Source organism: Streptomyces hainanensis, assembly GCF_004348415.1.
Lineage (GTDB): Bacteria > Actinomycetota > Actinomycetes > Streptomycetales > Streptomycetaceae > Streptomyces > Streptomyces hainanensis.
The window spans coordinates 1-587 of the sequence record NZ_SMKI01000922.1 but is presented as its reverse complement, the minus strand read 5'-3'; the positions used below and the strand labels follow the sequence as shown (position 1 = coordinate 587).

Annotated in this window: 1 protein-coding gene; it reads left to right on the top strand. The window is 72.4% G+C overall.

Translation table 11 applies throughout. The annotated features are described in order from the left end of the window. Positions 1 to 463 precede the first annotated feature (463 nt). Positions 464 to 587, top strand: a 124-nt coding sequence (locus tag E1283_RS36830; RefSeq protein ID WP_165956393.1) for a roadblock/LC7 domain-containing protein, incomplete at its 3' end; no start/stop codon positions are given.

Genomic DNA, 587 nt, shown 5'->3' with positions numbered 1-587 from the left:
GCCCCGACCCCACCACCCTCGAGGGAGCCCGCTGGCTCCCGGCAGTCATCCCAGAGCTCGGCCCCGCCCATCCGGCAACGTCCCGTCGCACCGGCGCGTCCCGCCGCCCGGCAGGAACCGCGCCAGACCACCGGCGAGATCGGTGCCCCGTGGCGCCCGTCGCCCAACGACGAGCGCTTCCGGCAGGCCGAGCAGCTCCGCCAGCCCTCGGCCGGCGGTGTCACCCACGCGGGACTGCCCCGACGGGTGCCGCGCGCCAACCTCATGGCGGGCGCGGCACAGCCGTCACAGCAACAGGCGGCCCCGGCCGGTCCTCAGATATCCCGGCGGCCGGACGACGTCCGCGGCCGGCTGACCAACCTGCGCCGGGGAATTCAACAGGGGCGCCAGGCCGGTACCACGGCCGGCCGGACAGACCGGGGCTTCGGCCCCATGTACCAGTAGGAGCGTGGGTGTGAGGCCGATGAGCCAGGCGGCGCAGAACCTGAACTGGTTGATCACCAGTTTTGTGGACAACACCCCTGGGGTGTCGCACACGGTGGTGGTTTCCGCTGACGGTCTTCTTCTGGCGTTGTCCGAGGGGTTTC